This window comes from Elusimicrobiota bacterium, from assembly GCA_041660925.1.
In the GTDB taxonomy this organism is placed as follows: domain Bacteria; phylum Elusimicrobiota; class Elusimicrobia; order UBA1565; family UBA1565; genus JBAZUV01.
Genome location: JBAZVI010000001.1, coordinates 397,198 through 410,415, shown reverse-complemented (window position 1 = coordinate 410,415; position 13,218 = coordinate 397,198). Strand labels below are relative to the sequence as shown.

Sequence of the window (13,218 nt, the reverse complement as noted above, 5' to 3'; positions counted from 1 at the left end):
TCCCCTTCCCCAATAGTTTCGCTGCCGTCGGCAGCGAAACTTCCCAGATAGGGGCAGGGCGATTTCGGCCGCCTGCCGCGTTGCTCGTCGCTTACATAGCTCACGCTATGCTCGCTCCTCGCGCCTTGCCGGACGGCCGAAATCGCCCGGTCAAAACGCCCATAATTACCCGGTCGGAGCACTAGGACGTGGCGTTCCCGCGGGGCTCCTTCCTCGAGGACTTCAGTCCGCGCCTGAGGGCCTGCTTTCTGCGCCGGCGAGGACTCTTCCTCCGTTCCATGGACTCCGTTCCGCGGCGAGCGACGAGGGCCTGGCTGCGCGCACACGGCGGGAGCTCCGCGGAGGGACTCGACTCCGAGGGCGTGCGGCGGGGGGCGCTCGACCCGTCCTGGGTCTATCTCGGGCGGCACGGGAAGCTGCTTCGACCTCTGCTCGCCTCGATCGTCCTCGAGGCCTTCGGGCGGCGGCCGGAGAGCTTCCTCCCTCTCCTCGGGATGATCGAGTGTCAGGAGGCGGCGACCTGCAGTTTCGACGACGTCGTCGACGACTCCCCGCTGCGGCGGGGAGGCCCCTCGACCCACGAGCTCCACGGCATCCCCCTCGCCTTCGCGGCGTATCAGGCGCTCTACAACGCCAGCTGGAGCGCGGTGTTCGACCCCTCCATGCCGCTCTCCGCCGAGGTCCGGCTCGCGGTGCTCGACGCGCTCGCGCGCGAGATCCTCGCGTACGGCCTCGGCCAGTGCCAGGAGCTGCGCTGGAGCCGCGAGCGGCGCCTGGTGTCGGCGGAACGCTACCTTCAGATGAGTTCCGACCGCATCGTGTTCATGTCCTTCAACGGCCCGATGCGCATCGGAGCGCTCGTGGGCGGCTGCGCGGGAGCCCGCCTGAAGGCCCTCGTCGAGTTCGGCACCTGGCTCGGCATGGGCTACCACCTCCACGGCGACGAGCTCAACCTCTTCCCTCGCAGCGGAGATTGGGGGAAGGCCGTCGCCGACGACGTGCCCAGCGGCAGGGTGACCGTGCTCTACCGGGAGGCCTGGCGGCGCTCATCGCCGGCCGCCCGCAGGATCCTTTTGAAGCCGTTCGGCGACCCTCGGGCGCGCGATTCCGACGTCCGTGCGGCGCTGGAGGTCGTACGGGGCTCGGGCGCCGTCGAGTGCAACCGCCGCTGGATCGGGACCTTCCGTGCGCGGGCGGCGCGGGCGCTGAGGCGCGCACGTCTGCCGGCGGCCGGCGGAGCGCTGCTCTCGGACATGCTCCGGTTCATGACCGAGACGCGGCGGATGTAGGCCTCGTCCGCACGGCGGAATCTGATAACATAGGGGCGTTCCTCCATGTGCCTCGTGACGTTCTCGAAGGAGTCGGAGTACACCGCGCTCGCGAAGGTCGCGAGCACCCAGCGTCCGTCCTTTGCGTGCGTCGCCGTCTGCGACGACTGCAGCCATCGCTGCCCTTGGTGCTACGTCGGCAGCAGCCGCGGCCTGAGGGGCCGGATGAGCCTCGAGGACTATTCGACCGTGCTCCGCAAGGTCCGGGAGATGGGAGTGCTCCAGCTCTCGCTGACGGGCGGGGAGCCCACGGAGCACCCGGATTTCCGCCGCATGGTGGAGCGCGCCCGGCAGGAGGGATTCCTCCTCCACGTGATGTCCCACGGAGAGCGGATCGACCGGGATCTGACGGAGTTCTTGAAGGCTCAGAAGGTCTCCCAGGTCCAGATCAACTGGCAGGGGCGGCGCTTCCATGACGCGATGCACGGGAGGGGCGGTTCCGGCGCGAAGGCCGAGACGGCCCTGAGGCTCCTCGTCGCCGCAGGCCTGGAGACGACGGCCACGGTCACGGTCGGAGACTACAACTCCCCCTATCTGGAGGAGATCCTGGGCGAGGCGGCTGCGCTGGGGGTCGGACGGCTCCGCGTCTGGGATGCGACGGGCTACGGGAGCTCGTATTCCCGCGGCATCGACGTCCCCGCGACGTTCGAGCGCTGCCGGAAGGCCGCCGCATCGCTGGGATACCGGCACTGCCTGTCCTTCGACCCGGATTTCCCCGGAGACGCCGGGGTCCCCTGCATGCAGCTCTCCGACCTCTTCATGTACATCGACCCGCGCGGGAAGCTGGCGGTCTGCAACACCGCTCCGGACATCGTGGTCGTCGCGGACTTCCTCGACCCGACTGCGAGCGCCGAGGACATCCGGCGGGCCTATCTCGCCAAGAACCGCGAACTCCTCGGCGCGCGCCGTCCCTACTGCATCGGGCGGGAGCGCGCGACGAAGGATGTCCCGGCCGCCTCATGAGAAGAGAACGTCCAGGACCCTCTCTCCTCGTCAGCCCTCGCGACCTGTCCGAGGCCGGGGCCGCCGCCCTCGGCGGCGCCGACATCATCGACATGAAGAATCCCGCCGAGGGTTCGCTCGGGGCGAACTTCCCCTGGGCCATCGCCGGCGTCGTCTCCCGGCTGAAGCGGCGGGGCCTGCGCTTCAGCGCCGCGATCGGGGACTTTCCGGACCTGCCGGGGAGCGCGGCCCTTGCCGCGCGCGGGGCGGCGCTCTGCGGCGTCGATTTCGTGAAGGTCGGCCTGCGCGGCAGCGACACCCCCGCGCGTGCACGGCCCTTCCTCCGGGCCTTCTCCCGCGCCGTGCGCGAGGCCTCCCCGCGCGCCGTTCCCGTGGCCGCCGCCTACGGCGACTGGCGGCGCATCCGCGGTCTGCGCCCGCTCGAACTCGTCGCCGCCGCCCGCGGCAGCGGCGTCGGCATGTTGATGCTCGACACGGCGGTCAAGGACGGCAAGTCCCTCTTCGACCACCTCACGGCGCGCGAGCTCGCCGGATTCATCCGGGCGTGCCGGCGCGCCGGCCTGCGCTCGGCCCTCGCGGGCTCTCTGCGCGTCGAGGAGGTCGCCCGGGTCCGCCTCCTCGGGGCCGACGTCGTCGGCGTGCGCGGCGCGGCGTGCGCGCGCCACGATCGCCGCGGCCGCATCGACGCCCGCAGGGTCGCGGCGCTCGTGCGCGCCGCGAAGGGATGACCTCCCCCGCCGGGGCCGCCGCCTGGCGCCGGGGCCTGCTCGGCGCGCCGCTCTTCACGCCCGACCCCTCGTCGCTCGAAACCGGCCTCCTGCGTCCGCTCCGGCCCGCCGTGCGCCGCGCCAGCGCGCTCCCCGCCCTGCGCGCGGCCGCGCGCGAGGCCCGGGACTCCCTCGGCGCGGGGCTGGGAGCCAAGGTCTCCGAGGGGGCGGCCCTTTGGACCGCCGGGGCCCTCCTCGCCGAGGAGCTCCTCCTGCGCCCGGGCGCCCGCCGTCTGCGTCCGACCCCCGAGGTCGGAGAGCGGCTCACCCTCTCCATGACGGCCCAGAACCTCTCCCGCGCGTTCTTCTTCAACGGATTCCCCGCCGCTTCCTCCGTGCGCGTCGCCCTTCATCGCTGCGTCGTCGAGGAGACGACGGCGTGGGCGCTCGCGCTCGCCTGCCGGGCCTCTGGGCGAGGAGCGGACGAGGAGCGCGCCTGCGCCGCGGAGGAGGCGGGAGCGCGGCTCTGCCGGCGCTGGAGCGCGGCGCTCTCCGTCCGGTCTTCCCGCGACCCTCATGCGGCGTGGAAGCGGAGGGTCGCGGAGCTCTATGATTCCAAGCGCGACGACTTCAACCGCATGCTGGGGTTCGACGGACTCATCCACCATCACAACGGCCTCTGCCCGCGACTACCCGCGCGTCCCGGGCGGTTGGGAGAGGAGCGGCTTCTCGCGCTGCTGCATCGTCAGGAGAGCGCCCTCACGGAGCACGGGTTGCGGAGGCTCGGACGCCTGCGCCCGGCGATGCGGGGGCTCGACGCCGGCTGCGGCCGGGGAGGCTCCTCCCTCCTGATCGCTGGACGCTCGGGGTGCCGGCTGGACGGGGTGAACCTCTCCGCCTATCAGGTCGCCGCGGCGCGGCGCCTCGCCCGGACGAAGGGCCTCTCCGGGCGCGTGCGCTTCCTGCGCGCGGACATGCTTGCGTCCCCGTTCCCGCCCGCCCGATTCGACTTCGTATGGGCCTGCGAATCGACCGAGCATGCGCCGGACCTTCACGCGTTCCTCGGGGAGACGGCCCGGGTCGCGAAGGCCGGCGCGCCGATGGTCGTCATCGCCTGGGTGCGGGGCTCGTCCGGTCCGGCCTCCGCGCGCAGCGCGCGGCTCGTCGACGCGGCGTACCGCACCTGCATCCACGAGGAGCGGGCGTATCGCGCGACGGAGGGGACGGGCTGGCGGCTGGAGCTGCGGGAAGACCTGACGCGGCCGGCGGCGCGCTATTGGAAGCTGCGCGGGTTCAGCGCGCATCGGACCGGGACGGAGCGCTTCATGGAGCCGGCCTTCGCGTCGGGAGCGGTGCGCTACCTGCTCTTCCTCTACCGCCGCAGCCGCTAGACGAGCTCCGTCCCGCCGTGGGGGCGGCCGCACAGGGCCGCCCGCAGTCTTCCCGTGCGCGCCCCGATCACCGCGCGGCGCGTCCCCCGCAGACGGCCCAGGCGTTCCAGCTTCCCGCGCATCCCGCCGCTGACGTCTTCCGGAGCGGGAGGCAGGGCGTTCAGGAGGCGGCGCAGGCCGGCGGCGCACAGGCGGCGGATCACGCGGCCGCGGCCGTCCTGGACGCCCGGACGGTCGGTGACGGCGAGGAGCCTCCGCGCGCGCAGGGCGCGCGCGAGGGCGCAGGCCATCTCGTCGCTGGAGAGTACCCTCCAGCCGCCGGGCTCACGGAACATGTCGCCGCGCAGGAGCGGGACCGCGCCCCGCGCCCAGGCCGCTTCCAGCGGGGCCGTGCGGACCCGCCGCACGCGTCCGCGGACCTGCGTGAAGACCTCCGCAGGCTCGACGACGGCGGCCGAAAGGCCGCCGCGGCGCAGTCCCGCGCAGACCTCGGCGCTCATGCGCCGCAGCGCCGCCCGGATGCGGCGCACGGGCACCCCGGCTCCGTCGCGGACGACCCCGCCGAGATAGCGGTGACGCCGGGCGGGGGGCTTGCCGAAGGCGCCGGTGCCGTGCACGAGTGCGAGCGGCGCCGGCGCGGCGCGCAGCTCCGAGGCGAGGCGGCGGACGACGGACGACCGTACGCGGGCGCGGCTTCCGGGCGCGAGGACGCTGCCTCCCAGCTTGACGACGACGGGGGCCGAGGGGCTTCCTTTCACCGGCTCCTCAGGATGCGGTGCCGTTGAGGCGGCTGTGGGTGCGGCCGTAGAGGACGTAGATGACCAGGCCGACGAGCAGCCAGACGAAGAAGCGCAGCCAGGTCACCTTGTCGAGTCCCTGCATGAGGAAGAGGCAGAAGAGGACGCCCAGCACGGGCAGCAGGTAGCCGAAGGGGACCCGGAAGGGCCGCGGGCGGTCCGGATCCTTCGCGCGCAGGATCATCACGCCGATGCAGACGAGCACGAAGGCGAAGAGCGTGCCGATGTTGCAGAGGTTCGCCATCTCGTCGATGTTGCAGAAGGCGGCCAGGGCGGCGACGACGACCCCGGTCCAGATCGTCGTCACGTGCGGGGTCTTGAAGCGCGGGTGAAGGCGCGCGAAGTAGGGCGGCAGCAGGCCGTCGCGGCTCATCGTGTAGAAGATGCGCGGCTGGCCCATCTGGAAGACGAGGAGCACGGCGGTCTGCGCGATGACCGCGCCCAGCGAGACCAGGCCCACGAGCCAGGGCGAGACCTTGTTGTACTCGAGTGCGGCCGCCAGCGGCTCGGCGAGATGACCCTTGAGGGCCATGAAGGGCATCATCCCGGTGAGCGCGATCGTGACGAGGATGTAGAGCACCGTGCAGATGAGAAGAGACCCCAGGATGCCGATGGGCATGTCCCGTTTGGGATCTTTCGTCTCCTCCGCGACGGTGGAGACCGCGTCGAAGCCGATGTAGGCGAAGAAGACCGTCGCCGCGCCGACCTGGACGCCCTTCCAGCCGCCCGGTGCGAAGGGGACCCAGTTCTCACGCTTGAAGAAGTGGAAGCCCACGCCGATGAAGATCGCGAGCACGATGAGCTTGAGGCCCACCATGACGTCGTTGAAGCGGGTGCTCTCCTTGATGCCGACGACGAGCAGTGCGGTGAGCGCCATGACGATGAGCACCGCGGGCAGGTTGAAGACGATCGGCAGGCCGAGCAGATGGGGCGCCGCGGAGAGCTCGAAGCCCTGCTGGACGAAGGTGCGGTAGTCGGTGCGCAGCCAGAAGGGGATGTCGAGGCCGAAGAAGGACTTGAGCAGCATGTTGAAGTAGCCCGACCAGCTGATGGCCACGGCGACGTTCCCGATCATGTACTCGATGATGAGGTCCCAGCCGATGATCCAGGCGACGAGCTCGCCCATCGTCGCGTAGGAGTAGGTGTAGGCGCTGCCCGAGATGGGGACCATGGCCGCGAGCTCGGCGTAGCAGAGCGCGGTGAATCCGCAGGCGACCGCCGTGAGGACGAAGCTGAGGATGAGCGAGGGGCCGGCGGGGAAGCCGCTCGAGGCGCCGACGGCGGCCTCGCCGACCATCGTGAAGATCCCGGCGCCGATGATGGCGCCGATGCCGATCATCGTCACGTCGACGGGGCCGAGGACCTTGTTCAGCTTCCCCGCGGAACTCTCGGCGTCCTTGAGCAGCAGGTCCACCGACTTCGTCCGGAAGAGACTCATGAGGTCCTCCAGCGGCGGCCGTCGGCTTCGAGCAGGCGCTCGGCGCGCGCCGGGCCCGCGGAGCCGGGCGCGTACGCTTCCGCGACGAGGGCTTTGGGATCGAGGAGGGGGCTCAGGAAGCTCCAGCTCTCCGCCACGGCGTCGCGGCGCATGAAGAGGGTGGGGTCGCCGAGCATGCAGTCGAGGAGGAGGCGGTGGTACGCCTCGGGCGGCCGCTCGCCGAAGGCCTCGGCGTAGTCGAACTTCATCGTGAGGGCCCCGAGGCAGAGCTTGGGCCCGGGCTTCTTCGCCTCGAAGGTGAGCTCGATGCCCTCATCGGGCTGGATGCGGAAGACCAGGGTGTTCGATTCGAGGTCGGCGGGGGCGAGGGTGCGGAAGAGCGAGTGCGGCACGCTCTTGAAGCGCACGGCGATCTCGGCGCCGCGCCGGCTCAGGCGCTTGCCGGTGCGCAGATAGAAGGGGACCCCGCGCCAGCGCCAGTTGTCGAGCTCCAGGCGCAGCGCGCCGTAGGTCGGGGTCCCGGAGCCGGGCGCGACGCCGGCCTCCTTGCGGTAGCCCTCGTACTGCCCCAGGACGGCGCACTTCGAGAGCTCTCTGGGGGGCAGCGGCTTGAGCGCGCGCAGGACGCGGACCTTCTCGTCGCGCACCCGGTCGGGATCGAAGCTCGAGGGCGGGTCCATCGCCACCAGCGCGAGGAGTTGGAGCATGTGGTTCTGGAACATGTCGCGCACGACGCCGGAGCCGTCGTAGTACCCCGCGCGGTGCTCGACGCCGACCTCCTCGAGCACCGAGATCTGCACGTGGTCGACGTGATCGCGGTTCCAGACGGGCTCGAAGATGGAGTTGGCGAAGCGGAACATCAGGATGTTCTGCACCGTCTCCTTGCCGAGGTAGTGGTCGATGCGGTAGAGCTGGTCCTCGCGCAGGAGGCCCGCGAGCTCGGCGTCGAGGGCGCGGGCGCTGTCGAGGTCGCGGCCGAAGGGCTTCTCGATGACGACCCGGGACCAGCCGCCCGGTCGGACCCCCTGCAGGAGCCCCGCCTCCTGGAGGCGGCGCGGCACCTCGGCGTAAAGGGTCGGCGGCACGGCGAGGTAGAAGATCGCGTTGCCGCGCGTCCCGTGGCGGGCGTCGAGCTCGGAGAGGAGCTTGGCCAGGGCCGCATAGGTCGCGGGGTCGCCGTAGTCTCCGCGCAGGTAGTGGGCGGCCCCGAAGCCGCCCGCGCGGTGGCGGAACACGGCCTCGGACATCTCGCTGCGCGCGACGCCGACGACGAAGAAGCCCTTGGGAAGCAGGCCCTTTTCGGAGAGGTGGTTCAGCGCGGGGAAGAGCTTGCGCTCGGCGAGGTCCCCGGAGGCCCCGAAGAGGACGAGCCCGCAGGGGTCGGGGCGCTGCTCGATGCAGAGCCCTTCGCGGATGCTCAGCGAGACGCCGCGGGAGGGGGAGTTCACTTCTTCTTCACGGCATGCCCGCCATCCCGCAGGCGGGCCTTCGCGCCTGCGGGACGGTGGGAGCGGAGCCCCCGTCCGCTCGCCCGAGAGCGTCCGGGGCGTCGCGAGCGGAGACCGGCCGGCGCGACGACGGCGTGCCCACCGAACTCGTTGCGCAGGGCCGCGAGCACCTTGTTCGCGAAGGCGTCGGGCTCCCGGGAGGAGAAGCGGGCGAAGAGCGAGAGGGCGGAGACGGGGACGGGGACCCCGCGCTCGACGGCGTCGAGCACGGTCCAGCGGCCTTCGCCGGAATCCTGCACCCAGCCGCGCAGGCCCTTGAGCTGAGGGTCCTTGCGGAAGGCCGATCCGGCGAGCTCGAGCAGCCAGGAACGGACGACGCTGCCGCGGTTCCAGAGCGCGCAGGTCTTCGCGAGGTCGACGTCGAAGCCGGAGGCCTTCAGGAGGGCGAAGCCCTCGGCGTAGGCCTGCATCATCCCGTACTCGATGCCGTTGTGGACCATCTTGGTGTAGTGCCCCGCGCCGATCGGCCCGGCGTGGAGATAGCCGTCCTTCGGGGCGAGAGCCTTCAGGACGGGCTCGAGGCGCTTGAAGTCCCTGCGCTCGCCGCCGACCATGAGGCAGTAGCCGTCGGCGAGGCCCCAGACTCCGCCGCTGACGCCGGCGTCCATGTAGCGCAGGCCCTTCGCGCCCAGGTAGCGCGCGCGGGGGGCGTCGTCGGTATAGCGGGAGTTTCCCCCGTCGACGACGAGGTCTCCGGGGGCGAGGAGCTCGGCGAGCTCGTCGAGGGTCTTCTGCGTCGGCGCGCCGGCGGGGAGCATGAGCCAGACGACGCGGGGGGCGGGAAGCTTCGCGACGAGCTCCTCGAGGGAGCGGGCGGGGACGGCGCCGGCGCGGGCCGCCTTGCGCACGGCGGAAGCGGAGCGGTCGTAGGCGACGATCCCGTGGGCGCCGCGGCGCAGGCGCAGCGTCATGTTGAGCCCCATCTTCCCGAGACCGACCATTCCCAGCCGCATGTCTCCTCCGGGGCGGTTCCCCCCAACGAGGGGAACCGCAGTGGTTCTAGATGCTATCACGAAAAACGGGGCCCGTTCAGCCCCGTTTTTCCTTGACCGCGAGGGCGATCTTCTCGGCGGTGACGGGCATCGACTGTATGCGGACTCCGACCGCGTCCTCGACCGCGTTGGCGACCATCGAGGCCGCCGGGATCATCGTGTGCTCGCCGACGCCGCGCGCCCCGAAGGGCCCGTCGGGCTGGGCGGTCTCGATGAGCAGGGCGAGGGTCTCGTCCGGGATGTCGAGGGCCGTGGGGATCTTGTAGTCGGAGAAGTTCGCGTTGAGCATCCGCCCCTTCGCATCGAAGCGCATGTCCTCGTAGAGCACGGTCGCCAGGCCCTGGAGCAGGCCGCCGGTGACCTGCCCGCGGATGAGTTCCGGGTTCAGGGCCTTGCCCACGTCGGCGGCGATGACCGCCTTGCGCACGTGGACCTTGCCGGTCCGCTTGTCGACCTCGAGGATGACGCCTCCGGCGCCCACGGTGTAGTGGACGTTGGGGTGCCCGCCCTGGCTGGTCTCCGGGTCGCTGATGGCCGAGGCGAACTCCGGCATGAAGACCCCGCGGCCCATGATGGGGCCGCCCTTGAAGGTGTGGTCTTCGGCCTGGATGCCGCCGATGACGAAGTCCTTGAGGGGCAGCGCGAAGTCCGGCTTCATGCGGCAGCGCACCCGCTCGCCTTCGAGGTAGAGCGCGTCCTTCGGCAGGTTGTGGACGCGGCTCACGAGCTCGAGGATCTGCTCGCGCGCGTCGAGCGCCGCCTTCTTCACCGCGTTGCCGCAGCTCCAGGTGACGTGCGAGGCCACGGTCTGCCACTCGTAGGGGTTGCGGTCGGTGTCGGGGGTCTCGACGCGGATCTTCGAGGTCGGGACGGTGAGGACCTCGCTGGCGATCTGCGCCATGACCGTCAGCAGGCCCTGGCCGATCTCCATGCCCGAGACGAGGATGTTCAGCGAGCCGTCCTCGTTGAACTTGAGGAAGGCCGAGGAGGAGGCGTTGGGCGGCATCGCGGGCGCCTTCCAGAAGAGGACCACGCTCTTGCCGACTTCCTTGTCCGGGCCGCTGGGCGCTTCCTTCTCTCCCCAGCGGACGGCCTCGGCGGTCTTCGCGATGGCCAGGCGCAGGCCGTTGGGGTTCATGTGCGCGCCGTAGGAGAGGGTGTCGCCCTCCGAGATGGCGTTCTTCGTGCGGAACTCGACCGGGTCCATCCCGATCTTCCGGGCCAGGCGCGTGACGTGGGACTCGATGCCGAAGCCGAACTCCGAGTAGCCGAAGCCGCGGTAGGGGCCGCCCGGGGGAAGGTTCGTGTAGACGCAGACCGAGTCGATCTTGACGTTGTCGAGCTTGTAGGGGCCCGTGGCCGAGAGTCCGGCCGCGTTGACGACGTTGGCCCCGTACTCGACGTACGCGCCGGCGTCCCAGTAGATGGTGTGCTCGAGCGCGGTGAGCGTGCCGTCCTTCTTGACGCCCATCTTCACCTTGGCGACGACGCCCTGGCGCTGGTAGGTGTTGTAGAACTCCTGGGCGCGCGACCAGATGACCTTCACCGGGTGGCCCTTCACCGTCGTGGCCAGCGCGGCGCCCAGGATCTCCATGGAGATGCCGGCCTTGCCGCCGAAGCCGCCGCCGACGTAGGGGGTGATGACGCGCACGTCCTTGTGCTGCAGCCCCAGCGCGGAGAGCGCCTCGGCGAAGCCGTGGCGCTGGGTGAAGGGGGACTGGGAGGCGGACCAGACCGTCAGTCGTCCGGATTGATCGAAGAGCCCGACGGAGGCGTGGAGCTCGATGGCGCAGTGGGCATAGCGGGGCACCGTGTAGGTGTCCTCGAGGACGACGTCGGCCTCGCGCATGCCCTTCTCCGTGTCGCCCTTGCGGATCTTGCGCCAGTGGGCGACGTTGGTTCCGGGCTTCGGGAAGAACCACGGCACGTGGCCGTAGTCCCCCAGATCGGGGTGCAGGAGGGTCGCGCCCTTCGCCAGCGCGGAGACGGGGTCGAGGATGGGCGGCAGCTCCTCGTAGTCCACCTTCACGAGCGCGGCGGCGCGCTTGGCGGTCTTGGGGTCCCAGGCGATGACGGCGGCGACCTGCTCCCCGACGAAGCGGACGCGGTCCTGCGCGAAGATGTAGCGGTCCTTCATGTAGAGGCCGAACTTGTAGGGGAAGTCCTTGCCGCTGACGACCTTCACGACGCCGGGGACCTTCTCCGCCGCGCGCGCGTCGATGCGCTTGATCTTCGCGTGGGCGTGGGGGCTCTCGACGACGAAGGCGTAGAGCAGGTTGGGGCCGAACTCGATGTCCTCGGCGAACTTGGCGGCGCCGGAGACCTTCTCCCAGCCGTCGATGCGCACGGCCGAATGCCCGACGGAGGTGTACTCCTGCGCGGGCGCGGCGGGGGCGGGGAGCGACTTCTCCCGGGCCGGGGCCTTCGCGGGGGCCTTGAGGGTGGAGCTCATCTCTTCCTCCCGGCGACGGCCTCGATGGCCTCGAGGATCGGGGTGTAGCCGGTGCAGCGGCAGAGGTTGCCGCCGATGGCCTCCTGGATCTCGGGGCGGCTGGGCTTCTGGTTCCTGCGCAGCAGCTCGGTAGCCGAGAGGATCATTCCCGGCGCGCAGAAGCCGCACTGGAAGGAGTTGCGCTGGACGAACTCCTTCTGGAGCTCCGTCGCGCCGTCCTTGGAGAGGCCCTCGAGGGTCTCGATGGAGCACCCGTCGGCCTCGGCGGCGAGCACGAGGCAGGCGCGCACGCTGCGGCCGTCGAGGAGCACGGTGCAGGTGCCGCAGTCGCCGCGGTCGCAGCCCATCTTCGGGCTCTTGATGCCGAAGCGCTCGCGCAGGACCTCGAGCAGCACGTCGTTGGGCTCGACCTCCGCGCGGCGGACGACGCCGTTGACCTTGACCGTGATCGGGATTCGGGAGCTCATTCCAAAACCTCCTTTCGGACTGCAACCGCGGCTTTTGGCCGGTCTCTTCGTTGCTCCTCGCGTACATACTGCGAGCAGTATGCTTGCTCCTCGCGCCTCGAGTCGGCTGCAAAATCCGCGGTTTCGTTTCCGAGGGCGGTTTTGGAATGAGCTCCATTCACAGGAGGCTCTCCCCGGCCGCCGGGCCTCGCCCGGCCTGCCGTTCGGCGGCGGCCTTCAGGCCGCGCTCGAGCATGACGCCCGCCATGTGGAGGCGGTACTCCTTGCTGGAGCGGATGTCCGTGATGGGCGCGATCTCATTGGCGACGAGCCGTCCCGCCTCGCGCAGGAGCTCGGGGGAGAGCTTCTTGCCGGCGAGCAGGGACTCGATGAGGTGCGAGCGCGTCGGCACGGGGCCGACCGCTCCCCAGGCCAGGCGCCACTCTCCCGGGAGCGCCAGCACCGCGAGGCCGACCTGCGCGAGGTCCTCGCCGCGGTAGCGGCCGAGCTTGAGGTAGGCGCCGCCGGCCTTGCCCACCGGAAGGGGAAGGCGAACGGCGACGAGGAGCTCGTCGGGGGCCAAGGCCGTCTTCTTGGGCCCTTTGAAGAACTTCTCGAGCGGAAGCTCCCGGGTCTTCTTCGGCCCCTGGAGCTCCACGACCGCGTCGTAGACGAGCAGGGGCGGGGCGCTGTCCATGCAGGGCACCGCCGAGCAGAGGTTCCCGGCCAGCGTCGCGCGGTTGCGCACCCCGGTGGAGGCCACGGAGCGCGCGGCCTCCCAGAGCACGGGGAACTTCTCCCGGATGAGCGGAGACTCGATGAGCTCGGCGAAGGTCGTCAGGGCGCCGATGCGCACGGCGTCTCCCTTCTTCTGGATCCCGCCCAAGGGGAGGGCCTTGAGGTCCATGACGTGCTCGGGGGAGCGGACGCCTTCCTTGAGCCAGACGATGAGGTCGGTGCCGCCGGCCAGAGGCTGGAGCTTCCCCTTATGCCGGGCGAGCAGGGCGAGCGCCTCCTTGAGCGTCTTCGGCTTGTGGTATTCGAATTCGCAGGCGATCGGCATAGAGTGCTCCCTCCCCCTGGCCCCCTCCCGAAGGAGGGGGAGTTAGGGAACGGTATTCCGACGTGCTCCGAGACGACGACTCTCCCTCCCCCTGCCCCCTCCCGAAGGAGGGGCAATGGGGAAGGGTATTCTG

The 13,218-nt window shown here is 70.8% G+C and carries 11 protein-coding genes; 4 read left to right on the top strand and 7 right to left on the bottom strand.

The annotated features are described in order from the left end of the window. Positions 1-188 precede the first annotated feature (188 nt). Genes WC969_01720 through WC969_01705 form a run of 4 tightly spaced genes read left to right on the top strand, consistent with a single transcriptional unit; the run spans position 189 to position 4,389 of the window. Positions 189-1,289: a polyprenyl synthetase family protein gene (locus tag WC969_01720; protein MFA6028550.1), complete on the top strand. Its 1,101-nt coding sequence runs from the start codon at positions 189-191 to the stop codon at positions 1,287-1,289. 45 nt (positions 1,290-1,334) lie between these two features. Then, complete coding sequence (locus WC969_01715) at positions 1,335-2,291, top strand: radical SAM protein (protein MFA6028549.1); 957 nt, start codon at positions 1,335-1,337, stop codon at positions 2,289-2,291. Next, a complete protein-coding gene (locus WC969_01710) occupies positions 2,288-3,019 on the top strand; it encodes a (5-formylfuran-3-yl)methyl phosphate synthase (GenBank protein MFA6028548.1) in 732 nt (243 codons plus the stop codon). The genes WC969_01715 and WC969_01710 overlap by 4 nt, the downstream gene beginning before the upstream one ends. Continuing rightward, the gene (locus WC969_01705; protein MFA6028547.1) at positions 3,016-4,389 is read left to right on the top strand and encodes a methyltransferase domain-containing protein; all 1,374 of its coding nucleotides are present in this window, start codon (positions 3,016-3,018) and stop codon (positions 4,387-4,389) included. The genes WC969_01710 and WC969_01705 overlap by 4 nt, the downstream gene beginning before the upstream one ends. Here WC969_01705 and WC969_01700 read toward each other — a convergent pair. The 7 genes from WC969_01700 to WC969_01670 all read right to left on the bottom strand — a co-directional run bounded on the left by WC969_01700 (position 4,386) and on the right by WC969_01670 (position 13,085). Next, positions 4,386-5,147 (bottom strand): hypothetical protein, encoded by a 762-nt coding sequence (locus tag WC969_01700; GenBank protein MFA6028546.1) that lies wholly within the window; start codon positions 5,145-5,147, stop codon positions 4,386-4,388. The genes WC969_01705 and WC969_01700 overlap by 4 nt on opposite strands. A 7-nt stretch (positions 5,148-5,154) precedes the next feature. Continuing rightward, positions 5,155-6,624 (bottom strand): amino acid permease, encoded by a 1,470-nt coding sequence (locus WC969_01695; GenBank protein MFA6028545.1) that lies wholly within the window; start codon positions 6,622-6,624, stop codon positions 5,155-5,157. Next, positions 6,621-8,072: a glucose-6-phosphate dehydrogenase gene (zwf, locus tag WC969_01690; protein MFA6028544.1), complete on the bottom strand. Its 1,452-nt coding sequence runs from the start codon at positions 8,070-8,072 to the stop codon at positions 6,621-6,623. Before zwf ends, WC969_01695 begins: the two co-directional genes overlap by 4 nt. After that, entirely contained in the window at positions 8,069-9,085 is a 1,017-nt protein-coding gene (gene gnd, locus WC969_01685; protein MFA6028543.1) for a decarboxylating 6-phosphogluconate dehydrogenase, read from the bottom strand. The genes zwf and gnd overlap by 4 nt, the downstream gene beginning before the upstream one ends. A 76-nt stretch (positions 9,086-9,161) precedes the next feature. After that, positions 9,162-11,576 carry a xanthine dehydrogenase family protein molybdopterin-binding subunit gene (locus tag WC969_01680; GenBank protein MFA6028542.1) on the bottom strand — a complete coding sequence of 805 codons (2,415 nt, stop codon included), beginning with the start codon at positions 11,574-11,576 and terminating at the stop codon, positions 9,162-9,164. Next, the gene (locus tag WC969_01675) at positions 11,573-12,043 is read right to left on the bottom strand and encodes a (2Fe-2S)-binding protein (protein ID MFA6028541.1); all 471 of its coding nucleotides are present in this window, start codon (positions 12,041-12,043) and stop codon (positions 11,573-11,575) included. The genes WC969_01680 and WC969_01675 overlap by 4 nt, the downstream gene beginning before the upstream one ends. A gap of 157 nt (positions 12,044-12,200) precedes the next feature. Continuing rightward, positions 12,201-13,085, bottom strand: a complete 885-nt coding sequence (locus tag WC969_01670) for a xanthine dehydrogenase family protein subunit M (protein ID MFA6028540.1) — start codon at positions 13,083-13,085, stop codon at positions 12,201-12,203. Positions 13,086-13,218: the final 133 nt, after the last annotated feature.

What these genes read in the sequence shown, in the direction of transcription:
- WC969_01680 (MFA6028542.1), bottom strand. Translation starts at nt 11,576, where the DNA reads ATGAGCTCCACCCTCAAGGCCCCCGCGAAGGCCCCGGCCCGGGAGAAG.
- WC969_01695 (MFA6028545.1), bottom strand. Translation starts at nt 6,624, where the DNA reads ATGAGTCTCTTCCGGACGAAGTCGGTGGACCTGCTGCTCAAGGACGCC.
- WC969_01670 (MFA6028540.1), bottom strand. Translation starts at nt 13,085, where the DNA reads ATGCCGATCGCCTGCGAATTCGAATACCACAAGCCGAAGACGCTCAAG.
- gnd (MFA6028543.1), bottom strand. Translation starts at nt 9,085, where the DNA reads ATGCGGCTGGGAATGGTCGGTCTCGGGAAGATGGGGCTCAACATGACG.
- WC969_01675 (MFA6028541.1), bottom strand. Translation starts at nt 12,043, where the DNA reads ATGAGCTCCCGAATCCCGATCACGGTCAAGGTCAACGGCGTCGTCCGC.
- WC969_01710 (MFA6028548.1), top strand. Translation starts at nt 2,288, where the DNA reads ATGAGAAGAGAACGTCCAGGACCCTCTCTCCTCGTCAGCCCTCGCGAC.
- WC969_01705 (MFA6028547.1), top strand. Translation starts at nt 3,016, where the DNA reads ATGACCTCCCCCGCCGGGGCCGCCGCCTGGCGCCGGGGCCTGCTCGGC.
- WC969_01715 (MFA6028549.1), top strand. Translation starts at nt 1,335, where the DNA reads ATGTGCCTCGTGACGTTCTCGAAGGAGTCGGAGTACACCGCGCTCGCG.